Source organism: Paenibacillus sp. V4I9, assembly GCF_030817295.1.
Taxonomy (GTDB): Bacteria; Bacillota; Bacilli; order Paenibacillales; family NBRC-103111; genus Paenibacillus_E.
Map to the genome: position 1 here is coordinate 2,858,907 of NZ_JAUSZE010000001.1, position 16,522 is coordinate 2,875,428.

15 protein-coding genes are annotated in these 16,522 nt (G+C 42.6%); all 15 read left to right on the top strand.

Annotation, left to right across the window (positions count from 1 at the left end):
• Window positions 1-263: 263 nt before the first annotated feature.
• The 15 genes from sucC to fliI all read left to right on the top strand — a co-directional run bounded on the left by sucC (window position 264) and on the right by fliI (window position 16,520).
• Window positions 264-1,424: an ADP-forming succinate--CoA ligase subunit beta gene (gene sucC, locus QFZ81_RS13105; RefSeq protein WP_307443531.1), complete on the top strand. Its 1,161-nt coding sequence runs from the start codon at window positions 264-266 to the stop codon at window positions 1,422-1,424.
• A gap of 163 nt (window positions 1,425-1,587) precedes the next feature.
• Entirely contained in the window at window positions 1,588-2,520 is a 933-nt protein-coding gene (sucD, locus tag QFZ81_RS13110; RefSeq protein WP_029195344.1) for a succinate--CoA ligase subunit alpha, read from the top strand.
• 116 nt (window positions 2,521-2,636) lie between these two features.
• Window positions 2,637-3,728, top strand: a complete 1,092-nt coding sequence (gene dprA / locus QFZ81_RS13115) for a DNA-processing protein DprA (RefSeq protein WP_307603027.1) — start codon at window positions 2,637-2,639, stop codon at window positions 3,726-3,728.
• A 69-nt stretch (window positions 3,729-3,797) separates the two neighbouring features.
• Window positions 3,798-5,900 carry a type I DNA topoisomerase gene (gene topA / locus QFZ81_RS13120; RefSeq protein ID WP_307443528.1) on the top strand — a complete coding sequence of 701 codons (2,103 nt, stop codon included), beginning with the start codon at window positions 3,798-3,800 and terminating at the stop codon, window positions 5,898-5,900.
• A 12-nt stretch (window positions 5,901-5,912) separates the two neighbouring features.
• Window positions 5,913-7,229, top strand: coding sequence for an FADH(2)-oxidizing methylenetetrahydrofolate--tRNA-(uracil(54)-C(5))-methyltransferase TrmFO (trmFO, locus tag QFZ81_RS13125; protein ID WP_307443527.1), 1,317 nt, complete (start codon window positions 5,913-5,915; stop codon window positions 7,227-7,229).
• A 195-nt stretch (window positions 7,230-7,424) separates the two neighbouring features.
• On the top strand, window positions 7,425-7,979 hold the full coding sequence (gene hslV / locus QFZ81_RS13130; protein ID WP_047672807.1) for an ATP-dependent protease subunit HslV: 555 nt from the start codon (window positions 7,425-7,427) through the stop codon (window positions 7,977-7,979).
• Window positions 7,980-8,072: 93 nt separating this feature from the next.
• A complete protein-coding gene (gene hslU, locus QFZ81_RS13135; protein ID WP_307443524.1) occupies window positions 8,073-9,470 on the top strand; it encodes an ATP-dependent protease ATPase subunit HslU in 1,398 nt (465 codons plus the stop codon).
• A gap of 42 nt (window positions 9,471-9,512) precedes the next feature.
• Complete coding sequence (gene codY, locus QFZ81_RS13140) at window positions 9,513-10,298, top strand: GTP-sensing pleiotropic transcriptional regulator CodY (RefSeq protein ID WP_029195350.1); 786 nt, start codon at window positions 9,513-9,515, stop codon at window positions 10,296-10,298.
• Between the two features lie 225 nt (window positions 10,299-10,523).
• Entirely contained in the window at window positions 10,524-10,931 is a 408-nt protein-coding gene (flgB, locus tag QFZ81_RS13145) for a flagellar basal body rod protein FlgB (protein WP_307443521.1), read from the top strand.
• Between the two features lie 6 nt (window positions 10,932-10,937).
• Window positions 10,938-11,387, top strand: coding sequence for a flagellar basal body rod protein FlgC (gene flgC / locus QFZ81_RS13150; RefSeq protein WP_171648834.1), 450 nt, complete (start codon window positions 10,938-10,940; stop codon window positions 11,385-11,387).
• A gap of 20 nt (window positions 11,388-11,407) precedes the next feature.
• Window positions 11,408-11,716, top strand: a complete 309-nt coding sequence (gene fliE, locus QFZ81_RS13155) for a flagellar hook-basal body complex protein FliE (RefSeq protein ID WP_173185921.1) — start codon at window positions 11,408-11,410, stop codon at window positions 11,714-11,716.
• 43 nt (window positions 11,717-11,759) lie between these two features.
• The gene (fliF, locus tag QFZ81_RS13160; RefSeq protein ID WP_307443519.1) at window positions 11,760-13,343 is read left to right on the top strand and encodes a flagellar basal-body MS-ring/collar protein FliF; all 1,584 of its coding nucleotides are present in this window, start codon (window positions 11,760-11,762) and stop codon (window positions 13,341-13,343) included.
• 12 nt (window positions 13,344-13,355) lie between these two features.
• Window positions 13,356-14,372: a flagellar motor switch protein FliG gene (gene fliG / locus QFZ81_RS13165; protein WP_171648839.1), complete on the top strand. Its 1,017-nt coding sequence runs from the start codon at window positions 13,356-13,358 to the stop codon at window positions 14,370-14,372.
• A complete protein-coding gene (locus QFZ81_RS13170) occupies window positions 14,356-15,198 on the top strand; it encodes a FliH/SctL family protein (RefSeq protein ID WP_373462657.1) in 843 nt (280 codons plus the stop codon). Before fliG ends, QFZ81_RS13170 begins: the two co-directional genes overlap by 17 nt.
• Window positions 15,195-16,520 (top strand): flagellar protein export ATPase FliI, encoded by a 1,326-nt coding sequence (fliI, locus tag QFZ81_RS13175; RefSeq protein WP_307443516.1) that lies wholly within the window; start codon window positions 15,195-15,197, stop codon window positions 16,518-16,520. The genes QFZ81_RS13170 and fliI overlap by 4 nt, the downstream gene beginning before the upstream one ends.
• The last annotated feature ends 2 nt before the right edge of the window (window positions 16,521-16,522 follow it).

Here is a 16,522-nt window from a genome sequence, read left to right on the forward strand (position 1 = left end):
TTTTTCAGCAATTGAAAATGCGTCTTTTTTTATGTTGAAAGTGATAGCTAAAGTTTTTCAGCGTGAAAGGAAACTTCGAACGCATTAACGAAAAAAATAAGGAAACTGTCGAAAATTAGTGATACAATGGTTAGGGCTTGTGAAGAAGTGTGATACTAATTCCGGCAGCAAGATTTATTTCGTGCACTACACAAATAGGAAATTACACTTTTTCCCTGTATAGCACGTTTAGAAATTCCATACTGATAGGAGGATTTTAGGAAATGAATATCCATGAGTATCAAGGCAAAGAAGTCCTGAGACAGTACGGAGTCAACGTTCCTAACGGAAAAGTTGCTTTTACCGTTGACGAAGCTGTTGAAGCAGCAAAAGAACTCGGAACATCCGTCGTTGTTGTAAAGGCGCAAATTCATGCCGGAGGTCGCGGGAAAGCAGGCGGCGTTAAGGTAGCCAAAAGCCTCGATGAAGTTCGTACATATGCTAGCGAAATTCTTGGTAAAGTTCTTGTTACTCACCAAACAGGTCCTGAAGGCAAAGAAGTTAAACGCCTATTGATCGAAGAAGGCTGTGACATTAAGAAAGAATATTATGTTGGTGTTGTTGTTGACCGTGCAACAGGTAGCGTCGTTTTGATGGCATCTGAAGAAGGCGGTACGGAGATTGAAGAGGTTGCTGAGCATTCTCCTGAGAAAATCTTCAAAGAAGTTGTGGATCCTGCGATCGGTCTTCAAGCTTTCCAAGCACGCAGACTTGCTTACTCCATCAACATTCCTAACGAGCTTGTTAACAAAGCGGTTAAATTCATGCTAGCTCTTTATAAAGCATTCGTAGAGAAAGACGCATCCATTGCCGAAATCAACCCTTTGGTTGTTACTGGTTCTGGCGACGTTATGGCTCTTGATGCCAAATTGAACTTTGATTCAAACGCTCTTTTCCGTCACAAGGATATTGTTGAGCTTCGTGACCTTGAAGAAGAAGATGCGAAAGAAATTCAAGCTTCTAAATTTGACCTGAGCTACATTTCTCTTGATGGTAACATCGGTTGTATGGTCAACGGCGCAGGACTTGCTATGGCCACTATGGACATTATCAAGCACTATGGCGGAGACCCGGCCAACTTCCTAGACGTAGGGGGCGGTGCTACGAAAGAGAAAGTAACAGAAGCTTTCAAAATCATCTTGTCCGATGAGCAAGTTAAAGGGATCTTCGTTAACATCTTCGGTGGCATCATGCGTTGTGATGTAATTGCTGATGGTGTTGTAGCTGCTGCCAGAGAGCTTGGACTTTCCCGTCCGCTTGTTGTTCGTCTTGAAGGAACAAACGTTGAACTTGGTAAAAAGATTCTTAACGAATCCGGCTTGAACATTGTCGCTGCTGACTCCATGGCAGATGGCGCACAAAAAATCGTTGCATTAGTTAAATGAGAAAACCTCTATCGAGGTAATTCAAAGATGAGCGACCGCGTTTAGATGTAGGTTTTATCGCCAAATAATAAAGTGGTTTTCGGGACCGAAAACTTATCTTTCTTATGTGGAAAATTTAAACCCGAGCGGTTTCAAATAATATAGGGGATGTGAACAAAAGATCATGAGTATTTTGGTTAATAAACATACAAAAGTCATTACTCAAGGGATTACCGGCGCTACGGGTTTGTTTCATACCAAAGGCGGCCTAGAATACGGCACACAAATGGTTGGTGGCGTAACCCCAGGTAAAGGCGGAACAAAAGTAGATATCACATTGGAAAACGGTGAGCTAGTTCAACTTCCAGTTTTCAACACTGTTATCGAAGCTAAAAATGCAACTGGTGCTACGGCATCCGTTATCTATGTACCACCAGCTTTCGCTGCAGAGTCGATCATTGAAGCTATCGAAGCTGAACTTGATCTCGTTATCTGTATCACAGAAGGTATTCCTGTTCTTGACATGGTTAACGTGAAACGTTACCTGGAAGGCAAGAAAACCGTTCTAATCGGACCTAACTGTCCAGGCGTTATTACACCAGGCGAGTGCAAAATCGGTATTATGCCGGGTTACATTCATACGCCAGGTCACGTAGGTGTAGTTTCCCGTTCCGGGACACTAACGTATGAAGCAGTTCATCAATTGACAACTCGCGGTATTGGACAATCCTCTGCTGTAGGTATCGGTGGAGACCCTGTTAAAGGCTCCGAGTTCATCGATATCCTCAAGCGCTTTAACGATGATCCAGATACGTATGCTGTCATCATGATTGGTGAAATCGGCGGTACGGCAGAAGAAGAAGCGGCTGAGTGGGTTGCTGCAAACATGACGAAGCCGGTTGTAGGCTTTATCGGCGGCAAAACAGCTCCTCCAGGAAAACGTATGGGCCACGCTGGCGCGATTATTTCCGGTGGTAAAGGAACAGCAGCTGAGAAAGTTGCAACAATGGAAAGATGCGGTATCCGCGTTGCTGCAACACCATCCGAGATGGGTTCCACACTTGTAAGTGTGCTTGAAGAAAAAGGCATGTTGGATAAAGTCATCACAAAAAAATAGTTTTCTTCTAACGAAGGTAAGCAACCTTCCATCTCCCTGATTCAGGGATTTGGGAGGTTTTTTGTTTTTCTTGTCTTTTTAACTATTTGTTATTCAAGAAGGGAGTGTATATACTTATGGATAATCGTTTTATATTGTTTGGCCTTCACGAGCTAGAGGGCGTTGGTTGGAAAACGATTCTTCAGCTCCTGAGCCGTTTCCCTGATCCTCACGTACTGTTTGAGCTTTCAGCTGCAGCAATTGCCTCCAAAGGTATCCGAACTTCTATTGCAGAACAAATCGCCACGAGGTTTACACCGACTTTTGTTGAGGAAAAGCTTCAGTTATATAAGAAACAATCCATTCAAATTCTAACGCTTTTGGATGAGGACTATCCTTCGATTCTTAAAGAAATTGCACAACCTCCATGGGTGTTATATGTCAAAGGAAATGTGTCATTATTGAATGGGCGTCTCCTCGGTATGGTAGGAACACGTACCCCTACGCTTTATGGTAAGAAGATTGCTGAGGAGTGGGCAGCTGCCCTCTCGAGAGCAGGATTCGGTGTCGTAAGTGGACTGGCAAGGGGGATTGACAGCAAGGCCCATATTGGTGCATTGCAAGGTAAATCCAAAACGGTCGCTGTTCTTGGATGTGCGATTAATCAAATTTATCCGCGTGAGAATGCATTATTATATCGAAATATAGAACAAGAGGGTGTCATCATTTCTGAATATCCCATAGGCACAGGTATGAGGCCGGGTATGTTCCCGCAGAGGAATCGAATTATAGCAGGATTGTCATTAGGAGTTACGGTTGTGGAAGCAGCAGAAGATAGTGGATCACTGATTACTGTTGAATTTGCCGTGGATGAATCAAGAGATGTATTCGCCATTTCTGGTCCTATTGACTCTAACCAAAGTAGTGGTGTCCACAAGCTTCTAAAGGATGGCGCTAAACTGGTTACCCGTGTTGATGAGATTGTAGAAGATTATAAACATATGTTAAATGCGGAAGATCGGGGTGCCATGAAGAAGCCTTTGCCGACATTTTCGCTAACGGATGAGGAAGGCGAAATCGTTCGAAAGTTGTCGAATGAACCAGTCTCGATTGATGCTCTGTTAGAGGACGGTCAATTTACGTTTGGACATTTGCATGCAGTTCTGTTATCTTTACTAATGAAAAAGGCGATTAAACAGCTTCCGGGTTCTACTTACATACTAGCATAGGCTAATACGAAGCTTTTCTTCTCGCCAATAGACTTTACCTTGAAACCAAGAGGGGAGGAAGGACGATCCATGGCGGATTCTTTAGTCATAGTTGAGTCACCAGCAAAAGCCAAAACCATCGGCAAATATTTGGGAAGTAAATTTATAGTAAAAGCCTCGATGGGTCATATTCGCGACCTTCCGAAAAGCCAAATTGGCGTAGAAGTGGATCGTAACTTTGAGCCTAAATACATAACAATCCGCGGTAAAGGTTCTATACTGAAAGAATTAAAAGATGCAAGTAAAAAAGTGAAGAAAATATATCTGGCGGCGGATCCGGATCGTGAAGGTGAAGCTATTGCCTGGCACTTAGCTCATTATTTGGATGTAGGTCCCGAAGAGCTCTGTCGTGTTGTATTTAACGAAATAACGAAGGATGCGGTAAAAGATGCATTCAAAACGCCGCGTCGAATTAATCAAGATCTCGTTAACGCACAGCAAGCTCGTCGCATATTGGACCGACTCGTTGGTTATAAAATCAGTCCTTTACTTTGGAAGAAAGTAAAAAAAGGATTATCTGCAGGCCGTGTACAGTCGGTTGCGGTTAAATTAATTCAAGACAGAGAGAATGAGATTAAGGCCTTCGAGCCTGAAGAGTATTGGTCGATTACCGTTGTTTTGGATGCTGGTAAAACCGTGTTCGAAGCAAAGTATCACAGCATTAACGGTGAGAAAAAGGAACTGCACTCGCAAGAGGATGTCGATCTGATTTTAGCTGCGATGGGCAGTGATGCTTTTACAGTGAAAGAAGTGAAAGAGAAAGAACGTGGGCGTAATCCTTCTCCTCCTTTCATTACAAGCTCTATGCAGCAGGAAGCGGCGAGGAAACTTAATTTCCGTGCGTCGAAGACCATGTCTGTGGCTCAGCAGTTATATGAAGGAATAGACTTAGGAAAAGAAGGTACGGTTGGTTTGATTACCTACATGCGTACCGATTCAACCCGCATTTCGCCGGTTGCCCAAGAGGAAGCAAAAGATTTTATCTTTAGTAAATATGGTCCTGCCTTCTACCCAGAGACACCACGCCAGTACACGAAGAAAAATGCTAACGCGCAAGACGCGCATGAAGGTATTCGACCTACATCTGTGCTTCGAGAACCTGATCAAATGAAGGCATTTCTCAGTAAAGATCAATATCGTCTGTACAAGCTAGTCTGGGATCGTTTCGTAGCAAGTCAAATGGCTTCAGCCGTCTTGGATACGATGACCATTGATTTAACAGCTGGTGAAACCGTATTTAGAGCGAATGGTTCCAAGATGAAATTTGCTGGATTTATGAAAGTATATGTCGAGAGCAATGATGACGGGACGACAGAAGAAGACAAATTGCTTCCGCCTCTGACCAAGGGGGATTCTTTGCAAAAGCAAAGCGTGGATCCGAAGCAGCACTTTACTCAACCGCCTCCAAGGTATACGGAAGCGCGTTTAGTTAGGGCGTTAGAAGAAATGGGCATTGGGCGTCCGAGTACGTATGCACCGACACTGGAGACGATTCAGAAGCGTGGGTATGTTGCAATCGAAGAGAAGAAATTCGTACCTACAGAGCTTGGTGAATTAGTTATTCAATTAATGCAGGAGTTTTTTCCTGAAATTCTCGATATTGAGTTCACGGCTCATATGGAAGAAGAGCTAGACTTCGTCGAAGAGGGAAAAGAGGACTGGGTTCGAGTTCTGGATACATTCTATACGTCCTTTGAAAAGCGGCTTATATTCGCTGAAGAGGAAATGAAGGAAATCGAAATCCAAGACGAGATTTCGGATGAGATTTGCGAGAAATGCGGGAAACATCTTGTTTATAAAATGGGGCGCTTCGGTAAGTTTCTAGCATGTTCTGGATTCCCAGATTGCCGCAATACGAAACCGATCATCAAAGATATTGGTGTTACATGTCCAACTTGTCATACCGGGAAAATTGTCGAACGCAGAAGCAAAAAGGGCCGAGTTTTCTATGGTTGCGATCAGTACCCAGCCTGTGACTTTGTCTCATGGGATAAACCGGTCAATAAGCCATGTCCTGTTTGCAGCTCGATGATGATCGAGAAAAGAAGCAAGAATGGCGTGAATATTCAATGTACCGGTTGTGATCATAAAGAGGAAGTTAGTGACGATAATTCAGATGATATGAAAGATTAGAGGTGTCCGATTTTGCCAGAATATCCAAGAGTAACAGTCATCGGCGCAGGATTGGCTGGAAGTGAAGCCGCCTGGCAAATTGCCCGTCAGGGCGTGCCTGTTACTTTATACGAAATGCGTAATGTCCGAAAAACCCCAGCACATATAACTGATCAATTTGCTGAACTAGTCTGTAGTAACTCACTACGTTCAAATGGCCTTACCAACGCTGTCGGAGTACTGAAGGAAGAAATGAGACGTATGGATTCGCTCATTCTATCTTGTGCAGATGAGCATGCTGTACCGGCAGGGGGCGCATTAGCTGTTGACCGTGATGGGTTCTCTCAAGCTGTTACAACAACGCTTCGCAACCATCCGCTGATAGAGGTTCGCAATGAGGAAGTTCAAACCTTGCCTGAAGGCATAACGGTAGTTGCCTCAGGTCCATTAACATCACCTGCTCTTTCTGCGGGCCTCAAAGAGCTTATGGGTGAGGAGTACTTGTACTTCTATGATGCAGCAGCTCCGATAGTGGAGAAGGACTCCATTGATATGAATAAGGTGTACCTGGCATCTCGTTATGACAAAGGAGAAGCAGCTTACCTTAACTGTCCTATGACAGAAGAAGAGTTCAATGTTTTCTATGAAGCATTAATAACTGCTGAAGTTGCTGAATTGAAGGAATTCGAGAAAGAAATTTATTTCGAAGGCTGCATGCCCTTAGAAGTTATGGCGAAACGCGGTAGACAAACGGTACTGTTTGGTCCGATGAAACCAGTCGGTTTAATAAATCCACATACAGGTAAGATGCCGCATGCTGTCGTTCAACTCCGTCAAGACAATGCAGCGGGGACTTTGTATAACTTAGTTGGTTTCCAAACCCATTTGAAATGGGGAGAGCAAAAACGGGTATTGTCCTTGATTCCAGGGTTAGAGCAAGCAGAGTTCGTACGCTATGGTGTTATGCATCGCAACACGTTTATAAACTCTCCAAAGCTTCTTGAACCTACTTATCAATTTAAACGTCGTGAAAATCTGTTTTTTGCAGGTCAAATGACGGGTGTAGAAGGATATGTGGAATCTGCGGCTTCCGGTCTGATAGCAGGTATGAATGCGGGGCGTTTAGCTAAAGGGCAGCCTTGTTTGGTTGTACCGGAGGAAACGACTCTAGGTAGTATGGCGAATTACATCACGACAGCTGACTTCAAACATTTTCAGCCGATGAATGCTAATTTCGGTTTACTTCCACAGTTACCCGAACGAATTCGCAATAAAAAAGAAAAATACGAGAAGCTGGCTAATCGAGCTTTAGAGAGTATTCAGAATTTTACGAAAACATATGCGGAGTAGGTTGTAATTGGACTCTTCGCTATGTTACTATAATTATGTTTTGTAGCATTTTTCATTCGTTTCCTCATACATTTACCTCTAGATGCGGTCATTTCTCGAATTGACCTCGCTAGAGGTTTATCTCATTTATGAGACCGAAACCAACGTATAGAGTGACTTTCATGGTGTATGATTCCATTTGAGAGGTGAGAAGAGATGGATCCTAATCAAGCTACGTTTCATGCGACAACAATCTTTGCCATTCGTCATCAAGGTAAGGGAGCTATTGCCGGTGATGGGCAAGTGACATTTGGCAACAGCATGATTATGAAAAGCACGGCCAAAAAAGTTCGGCGTTTACATAGAGGGAAGGTCATCGCTGGTTTTGCTGGTTCTGTTGCCGATGCGATTACACTTTTCGAGAAATTCGAAGGCAAGCTTGAAGAACACCACGGTAATTTGCAGCGTGCTGCGGTAGAGCTTACGAAGGATTGGCGTCAGGATCGCGTTCTGCGACGGCTTGAAGCAATGATGATCGTTATGGATTCAACTGGTTTACTGCTGCTCTCGGGAAATGGTGAAGTTATAGAGCCTGATGACGGTATTTTAGCTATTGGGTCTGGTGGCAGCTTTGCATTAGCTGCAGGAAGAGCGTTGCATCGCCATGCGTCATCGCTAAGTGCTAAGGAAATAGCCCACGCTGCTTTAACAACTGCAGCCGAAATATGTGTGTTTACGAATCATAATATTATTGTGGAAGAGATTGAATAGTTAATGCTTACGATGCAAGTTTTTCTACGGAAAACTCAGTTTACACTTACGATGTTAGTTTTGCTAAAGCAAAACTTTTAGGAGGGTACCAAAGTGGCAAACAGCTCCCTTACACCTAAACAAATTGTCCAAGAATTGGATCGATACATAGTAGGTCAGAAAAAAGCGAAGAAATCGGTTGCTATTGCTCTGCGAAACCGTTATCGGAGAAACCTCGTGGATGAGGCTATGCGGGATGAAATTGTCCCGAAGAATATACTCATGATCGGGCCTACCGGCGTTGGAAAGACTGAAATTGCGCGCAGACTAGCTAAATTGGTAGGCGCACCATTTATTAAGATAGAGGCCACCAAATTCACAGAAGTCGGCTATGTTGGTCGCGATGTAGAGTCAATGGTGCGTGATCTGATCGAAACTTCCGTACGTATGGTTAAAGCTGAGCGGATGGAAAAGGTGAAAGACCGTGCTGAGAAGCTCGCTAACGAGCGTCTTGTTACCTTGCTGGCGCCGAGCCCTACGCGTTCCAAAACACAGCGTAACCCTCTAGAAATGCTGTTTGGAGGGCAAAACCAACCGGATCAAGAAGAAAGCGCTCCAGATCCTTCACTTGCTGCCAAAAGGGCTCAAATCGCTGAGCAATTGACTAATGGTAAATTAGAGAATGAAGTTGTAGAAATCGAGGTGGAAGACTCTTCACCATCGATGATGGATATGCTAGCTGGTCAAGGCAATGAACAAGCTGGTATGAATATGCAGGAGATGTTCGGCAATCTTCTCCCGAAAAAAATGAAGAAACGCAAGCTGCTTGTAAAGGAAGCTAGGAAAGTGTTAGCTCAAGAAGAAGCACAAAGATTGATTGACATGGATGAAGTGATCCAGGAATCTGTTAACCGCGCCGAACAATCCGGTATTATTTTTATTGATGAAATCGATAAGATCGCTAGTAATAGCCGCGGCGGCACTGGACCAGACATCTCTCGGGAAGGTGTTCAAAGGGACATTTTGCCGATTGTAGAGGGATCGACGGTTGTAACCAAATATGGGCCCGTGAAGACGGACTATGTCTTATTTATTGGTGCAGGTGCTTTCCATATTGCTAAGCCTTCTGATTTAATACCAGAGCTTCAGGGAAGGTTCCCGATTCGAGTTGAGTTAAGTAATTTAACCTTGGAAGACTTTGTTTCTATTTTAAAAGAACCCAAAAATGCATTAACTAAACAATATACAGCATTGTTGCAAACGGAAGGTATAACGGTTGAGTTTGCGGACGAAGCTATTTATGAAATTGCTCGTATCGCGGTTGAAGTTAATCAGAATACAGAGAATATAGGTGCTCGGCGGTTACACACCATTTTAGAAAAATTGCTTGAGGATTTATCATTTGAAGCGCCTGAGATTACTTTGGAGTCCATTGTTATTAATCCGGAATATGTGCGTGAGAAACTCAGTGATATTGTTCAAAACCGAGACTTAAGTCAGTATATCTTATAAAAAAAGAACTATCGCATGGTGAAGTAAGTAGGAGGCAGTTACATGAGTTTATTAAATAAAACAAGAAGGCTAAATCGCTTGCTGCAAAAAGAAGCTGGCAACGCAGTTAGCTTTATGGATATGGCCGAAGTGCTGCGTGATATTGTTATTGCGAATATCTACGTCGTTAGCCGCAAAGGCAAAATTTTAGGATATGCGGTAACGAATGATCCTGTTTCACCCGAAATGAATCAGACCATATTAATTGAACGCAGATTTCCGATGGAGTCCAACAATCTGCTCTTGAAGATTGAGGAAACATCATCAACAGCAGAACCGGACAGTCCATATTTCTATTACACGGAGCAAATGAAAGATATGTTTCCATACACGCATACGACTTTAGTACCAATTATTGGTGGAGGCTCTCGTTTGGGAACGCTCATTTTAAGTCGTAGTGAGGGAACTTTCATTGACGATGACTTAGTTTTGGCTGAATATGGATCTACGGTTATTGCGATGGAAATATTAAGAGAACGTGCCGAAGAAATAGAGGAAGAAGCTAGAAGCAAAGCAGTCGTTCAAGTTGCGATCGGTTCCTTATCTTTTAGTGAAATGGAAGCGGTGGAACATATCTTTGAAGAATTAGACGGTAAGGAAGGTCTTTTGGTAGCGAGCAAAATTGCTGATCGGGTAGGAATTACTCGTTCTGTTATTGTTAATGCACTTCGCAAACTGGAAAGTGCCGGAGTTATTGAAACTCGTTCGCTTGGTATGAAGGGCACTTATATCCGTATTTTAAATGAGCAATTAATACAAAGTATCGAGCAATTAAAAACGAAACTGTAGATAAACACATAGAAAAGCCCTGTCTTGTAAAAGATAGGGCTTTTTTCTTATTGTAAGTTATCGTAATATCTTAGATGATAAGAAAGGTTACCGAATGTTTTACATATTTCTACAATAAGGACCATTTCGAATTATTTTATGAAAATAATGTCGAAATAAGAAGGAATCGATAAATGCAATGTTGAAGTATATGTCAAATATTCTATAGACGGGGGGTATAGGAATATGTCTTTGTTAGACAAACCAAGTTGGAACTTGATGGAGCGATCGCTTGATGCATCGACTTTAAGGCAAAAGGTTGTAGCAAACAACGTAGCCAATGCGGATACACCCTTCTTTAAGCGTTCGGATGTCGTGTTCGAAGAACTTTTACAAGGTCAGATGAATTCATCAACACCCTCTATAGAAGGTTATCGGACAGACCCCAGGCATTTCTTAATAGGGAAATCCACAAATCTGCCAAATTCAGAAATAAAAACAGATGATTCGACAGCGATTAACAATAATATGAACAATGTCGATATGGATTATGAAATGTCGTTAATGGCTAAAAACCAACTTAAATACAACGCAATGGTTCAGCAAATGAACAGCGAGTTCAAAAAAATGCGCACAGTCTTAGGAGGGAAGTAATAACCAATGAGGTTAACCAATGGATTTGACATCAGTTCATCGGCACTTACTGCTCAGCGATTAAGAATGGATGTTGTCTCTTCTAATATAGCGAATGCTGATACAACACGTGCTAAGTTCGTAGATGGGAAATGGGTTCCCTATACAAGAAAGTTAGTTGCTTTTGAAACGAAGTCACAGCCCAGCTTTGCGCAGTCGCTTAATTCTGCAATGGCTGATGGTACTGGTGAAGGTGTAAGGGTGAACAAAATTTTTGAAGATAAGTCGCCTTTGAAGCAAGTGTATAACCCAACTCACCCAGATGCGGATGGGAACGGATTCGTTTATATGCCCAATGTCGACGTACTTAAAGAAATGGTTGATATGATCTCTGCTACCAGATCTTATGAAGCGAATGTAACAGCCCTTAATGCAAGTAAATCAATGATAACCAAAGCTTTGGAAATTGGTAGATAACCACTACAGGAGGTTGCATCATGATTGACAAAATAAGTTACAGTCCACTAAACATCATGAGTTCCATTCAACCAAAGGATAACTCCGGTGAAGGGGCTGCTGACCTTGGTAAAAGATTTGGTTCGTTCCTGAATAACGCCATAACAAACTTAAACACGCAACAACAGCAAGTGGACAATTTGAATCAGAGTTTCATCAAAGGTGAGCTTTCCGATGTTCATCAACTGACAATAGCCTCTGAGAAAGCATCGCTAGGACTTGAGTTGACTGTACAAGTCAGAAACAAAGTCCTTGAAGCTTACCAAGAAATGATGAGAATGCAGCTGTGATTGACTTAGATGCTGCTAAATTTTGGTTCGATGAGGTGACAGAGTGAACGAGAACCTGCTCCAGTACTGGGAAAAGGTGAAGCAATATTGGAATCGTTATAGTAGAACTACGAAAATCACTTTTATAGCAACGGTTGTCCTACTGATTCTTACTGCTGCAATTATAAGTATTAATTTATCAAAAACGGAGTATTCACTCGCATTTACTGAATTGCAGCCAAGTGATGCTTCAGCCATCAAGTCCTATCTGGATACCGCAAAGATTCCGTATCATCTTAGCGCTGATGGAAAAAGTATCGAAGTACCAACAAGCGAAGTAGCAAATGTAAAGCTTGGTGTTGAGTCCCAAGGTTTAAATAAGAACGGCTCATTAGGCTTTGGTGCATTTAGCGACAGCAGCTCATTTGGCATTACAGACAACGAATTCAAAGTGAAATACTTGAACGCGATACAAGGCGAACTTCAACAATTGATTAACGCTAATCAAGCAATCGCTAGTTCAAAAGTTCTCATCTCACTTCCAGAAGAAGGACCTTTCTTACAGCAACAGCAAGAGAAAGCAACGGCTTCTGTTGTCGTGCAAACGAAACAGGGCTATACATTAGATCAAGCAAAGGTTGATACGATTTATAATTTAGTATCACACAGTGTTAAGAATCTCCCTCTAGAGAACATTACAATCTCAGACCAGTATGGACAGAGTCTTGTATCTTCGAAGGTCGGCGGGACTTCATCCACGAGTTTAGTCACTAGTCAAGCGGATATTAATAACCAGTTCCGAAATGATTTACAGAAGAATATCAATACGATGCTGGGTACAATGTTTGGCCGTGACAAAGTGAATGTAAGTGTATTCTCAACAATGAATTTTGATCAAAAGAAAAGCAAAGAGCAGCTTGTCAGCGCTCCGAATCAAGTAGATCAAAAAGGGTTGGAAATTTCTCTACAGGAAGCAAGCGAGTCGTATCAGAACAATGGTGCTGATACAGGTGGAGTACCAGGTACAGGAACTACAGATGTTCCAGGCTATCCAGGGGCGGCCAGTTCAGGCAAGTCTAACTCAGAGAAAAATAATAAGACTGTCAATTATGAAGTCAACCGTATTACGAACGATATTATCTCAACGCCTTATGTTGTGAAAGATTTAAGTATTAATGTAGGGATTGAGCCTCCGGTTAAAGATGATCCCAACTCATTGACGGCTGAGACCAAGGCTGCGGTCCAAAGTGCACTAGTTAACATCGTAAGAACAGCTTTAGCGGATAATAAGGTTACATATACAGACGAGGATTTACAGAAAAAAGTTACAGTATTCGCACATTCTTTCGCTAGACCAACGGACACACTCGCTTCGAAAACCACAACGTACTTGACGTATGCAGGTTTAGCTTTAGCGGCGCTAGCAATTGGATTAATTGCAGGTTTCGCAATTAGAAAACGAAGAAAAGCTGTGCAACAACAATTGGAACAAGAAATGAATATGGCAGCAGGTAAAGCAGAGCTTCCAACGATTGATATCGAAAATGTTACTAATGACAATCAAGTACGCAAGCAACTAGAGACACTTGCCAAAAAGCGACCTGAAGACTTTGTTAATTTGCTTCGTACTTGGTTAGTAGACGAATAGAGGTGCACTTGTATGGCCAAAGCTGCTCTGCAAGGGTTAACCGGACGACAAAAGGCAGCCATTCTTTTGATCAGTTTAGGCCCTGAGGTGTCTGCTCAAATATTTAAACACTTGCGTGAAGAAGAAATTGAGCAGTTAACACTTGAGATTGCGAATGTTAGAAAAGTAGATTCTTATGAAAAAGAAGCCATTTTATCTGAATTTCATCAGATCTGCTTAGCCCAAGAGTTTATTTCTCAAGGTGGTATTGCTTACGCCAAGGATATTTTAGAAAAGGCTTTGGGGTCACAAAAAGCGCTTGATATCATCAATCGTTTGACAGCAACTTTGCAAGTGAGACCTTTCGATTTTGCAAGAAAAGCAGATCCTGCTCAAATTCTAAACTTCATTCAAAATGAGAATTCCCAGACAATCGCTTTGGTATTGTCTTATTTGCAAGCAGATCAAGCTTCGATCATCTTGTCTTCACTACCACAGGAAAAGCAAGCTGATGTTGCTAAGCGTATTGCGCTTATGGATAGCACCTCTCCTGAAGTCATTAGTCAAGTAGAGCGCGTTCTTGAACAAAAGCTATCGTCAACTGTAACTCAGGATTACACAAATGCAGGTGGTATTGCTTCTATCGTTCAAATTCTGAATGGTGTCGATCGGGGTACAGAGCGTACCATTCTCGATTCCCTCGAAATACAGGATCCGGAACTTGCAGAAGAAATTAAGAAGCGGATGTTTGTCTTCGAAGATATTGTCAATATCGACAATCGTTCCATTCAGCGAATTATTCGCGACATTGAGAATGCTGATTTACAGCTTGCTCTTAAAGTTGCAAGCGAAGAAGTTCGCGATGCCTTGTTCAAGAATATGTCCAAACGTATGGCGGATACCTTTAAGGAAGAGATGGAATTTATGGGACCCGTACGTTTACGTGATGTTGAAGAAGCTCAGACCCGGATTGTTGCAACGATTCGCCGCTTAGAAGAATCTGGTGAAATCATCATCGCACGTGGTGGAGGAGATGATATTATTGTCTAATGTCATTAAATCATTTGCTTATTTTCCGTTAGATGATAAGAAATTAGTAGAAACGATTCCACCACTTGAATTATTACGCGCAGGTATGTTAACGGATGAAGCGAATCAATTGACTCCGGAACAGCAGCAGGAACTGACAGAAGCCACAAGTATGAAGGAGCAGATCCTTCAAGACGCTGAGACTTTTGCCCATGAACAAATCGATCAGGCTATGCAGGAGTGTGCTGCGCTCCGAGAACAAACACATGCAGAAATCACGAGTTGGTGGGAGAGCCGCCGTGCTGAAGATGAGGAGCACATCGCGCTATCCAGACAATCAGGATTTGAAGAGGGGTACGAACAAGGGATTGTTCAAGTCGAAGATAACCTCCGACAAGAATACGGTGAGATGTTATCAGAGGCTCGAGCCATTTTGGAACAAGCCTACAAGCTTAAGCAGCAAATCATTCAAGAATCAGAACCTTTCTTAATTGAGCTTAGCACTTCCATCGCTGAGAAAGTAATTGGGCGTCAGTTAACTTTAAATCCAGAATGGGTTATTGATTTAATTCAGATGGTACTTTCACGTAGACGAGAAAAAGGGATTATCGCGCTTTGTGTAGCACCTTCACAGTTTGCGTACATCCAAGATGCACGCGAAGAATTACTAACTTCCATTGATTCTCAAGCGGAATTACAAATTATCCCGGACTCAACGGTACAAGACCGTGGCTGTGTGATACGTTCCTCATTTGGAAGCATTGATGCCAGAATTGATACTCAGTTAAAAGAGATCAAGTCTGCGCTAAGACAATTGGCAACTCAAAGTGAGGTATCCGAGTCATGAGCAGCAAGCTGCCAAATGCTGATAAATACAAGGAGCATCTACATACGATTGATCCCATTCGAGTTAACGGTAAAGTGACGCAGGTAATAGGGCTGACAGTTGAGTCAGAAGGTCCTGATGTGAGCATAGGTGATCTTTGCTACATATATCCGCATAAGTCTAACAAGCCGTTAAAGGCTGAGGTCGTTGGATTTCGCAGCAATAAAGTAATCCTGATGCCGCTCGGTGATTTGGATGCAATAGGCCCTGGATGCGATGTCGTAGGGACCGGAAAGCCGCTTACAGTCCAAGTTGGCCATGAGCTGCTTGGTAAGGTATTGGATGGTTTGGGACAACCCTTAGATGGTTCATTCCTACCCTCTAGAATGGCACAATATTCAACGAATAATGTACCCGGTAACCCGTTAACACGTCCACGCGTTCTGAATCCAATTTCGGTTGGTGTACGCTGTATTGATGGCTTATTAACAATTGGTAAGGGTCAGCGTGTCGGTATTTTCGCAGGTTCTGGTGTAGGTAAAAGTACGTTGATGGGAATGATTGCCCGTAATACATCCGCTGATGTCAACGTAATTGCACTTATTGGTGAGCGTGGTAGAGAGGTTCTAGACTTTATCGAAAGAGATTTAGGTCCTGAAGGACTTGCTAGATCCGTTGTGATTGTTGCAACGTCGGATCAACCCGCTTTGATCCGAATCAAAGGTGCAATGATTGCAACTAGCATTGCCGAGTATTTCCGAGATCGCGGCTTAAATGTCATGATGATGATGGATTCAGTTACTCGTTTTGCTATGGCGCAGCGTGAAGTCGGACTTGCTGTTGGAGAACCTCCAGCCACACGTGGTTACACGCCTTCGGTTTTTGCAATGCTTCCGCGGCTTCTAGAGCGTTCAGGTACGGGACCAAAGGGCTCCATTACCGCTTTTTATACCGTGCTTGTAGATGGAGATGACATGAATGAGCCTATCGCTGATGCAGTGCGAGGTATTTTGGACGGACATATTGTCCTAAATCGCAGCATTGCTAATAAGGGTCACTACCCAGCCATCGATGTTTTATCCAGCGTAAGCCGAGTTATGAAAGAAATTGTTCCTACTGAACACATGGAAGCAGCAGATCAATTGAAGCGACTTCTTTCTATATATAAAGATTCGGAAGATCTTATCAATATAGGGGCATACCAAAAAGGTTCTAACCCAAATATTGATATCGCTTTGGAGAATATCGAGGCAATATGGGATTTTACGAAGCAAAAAACCAATGAGAAGTTAACATTTGAAGAAGCTCAAGAACGTTTGATTCATGAATTTTATAAGGGATGAGG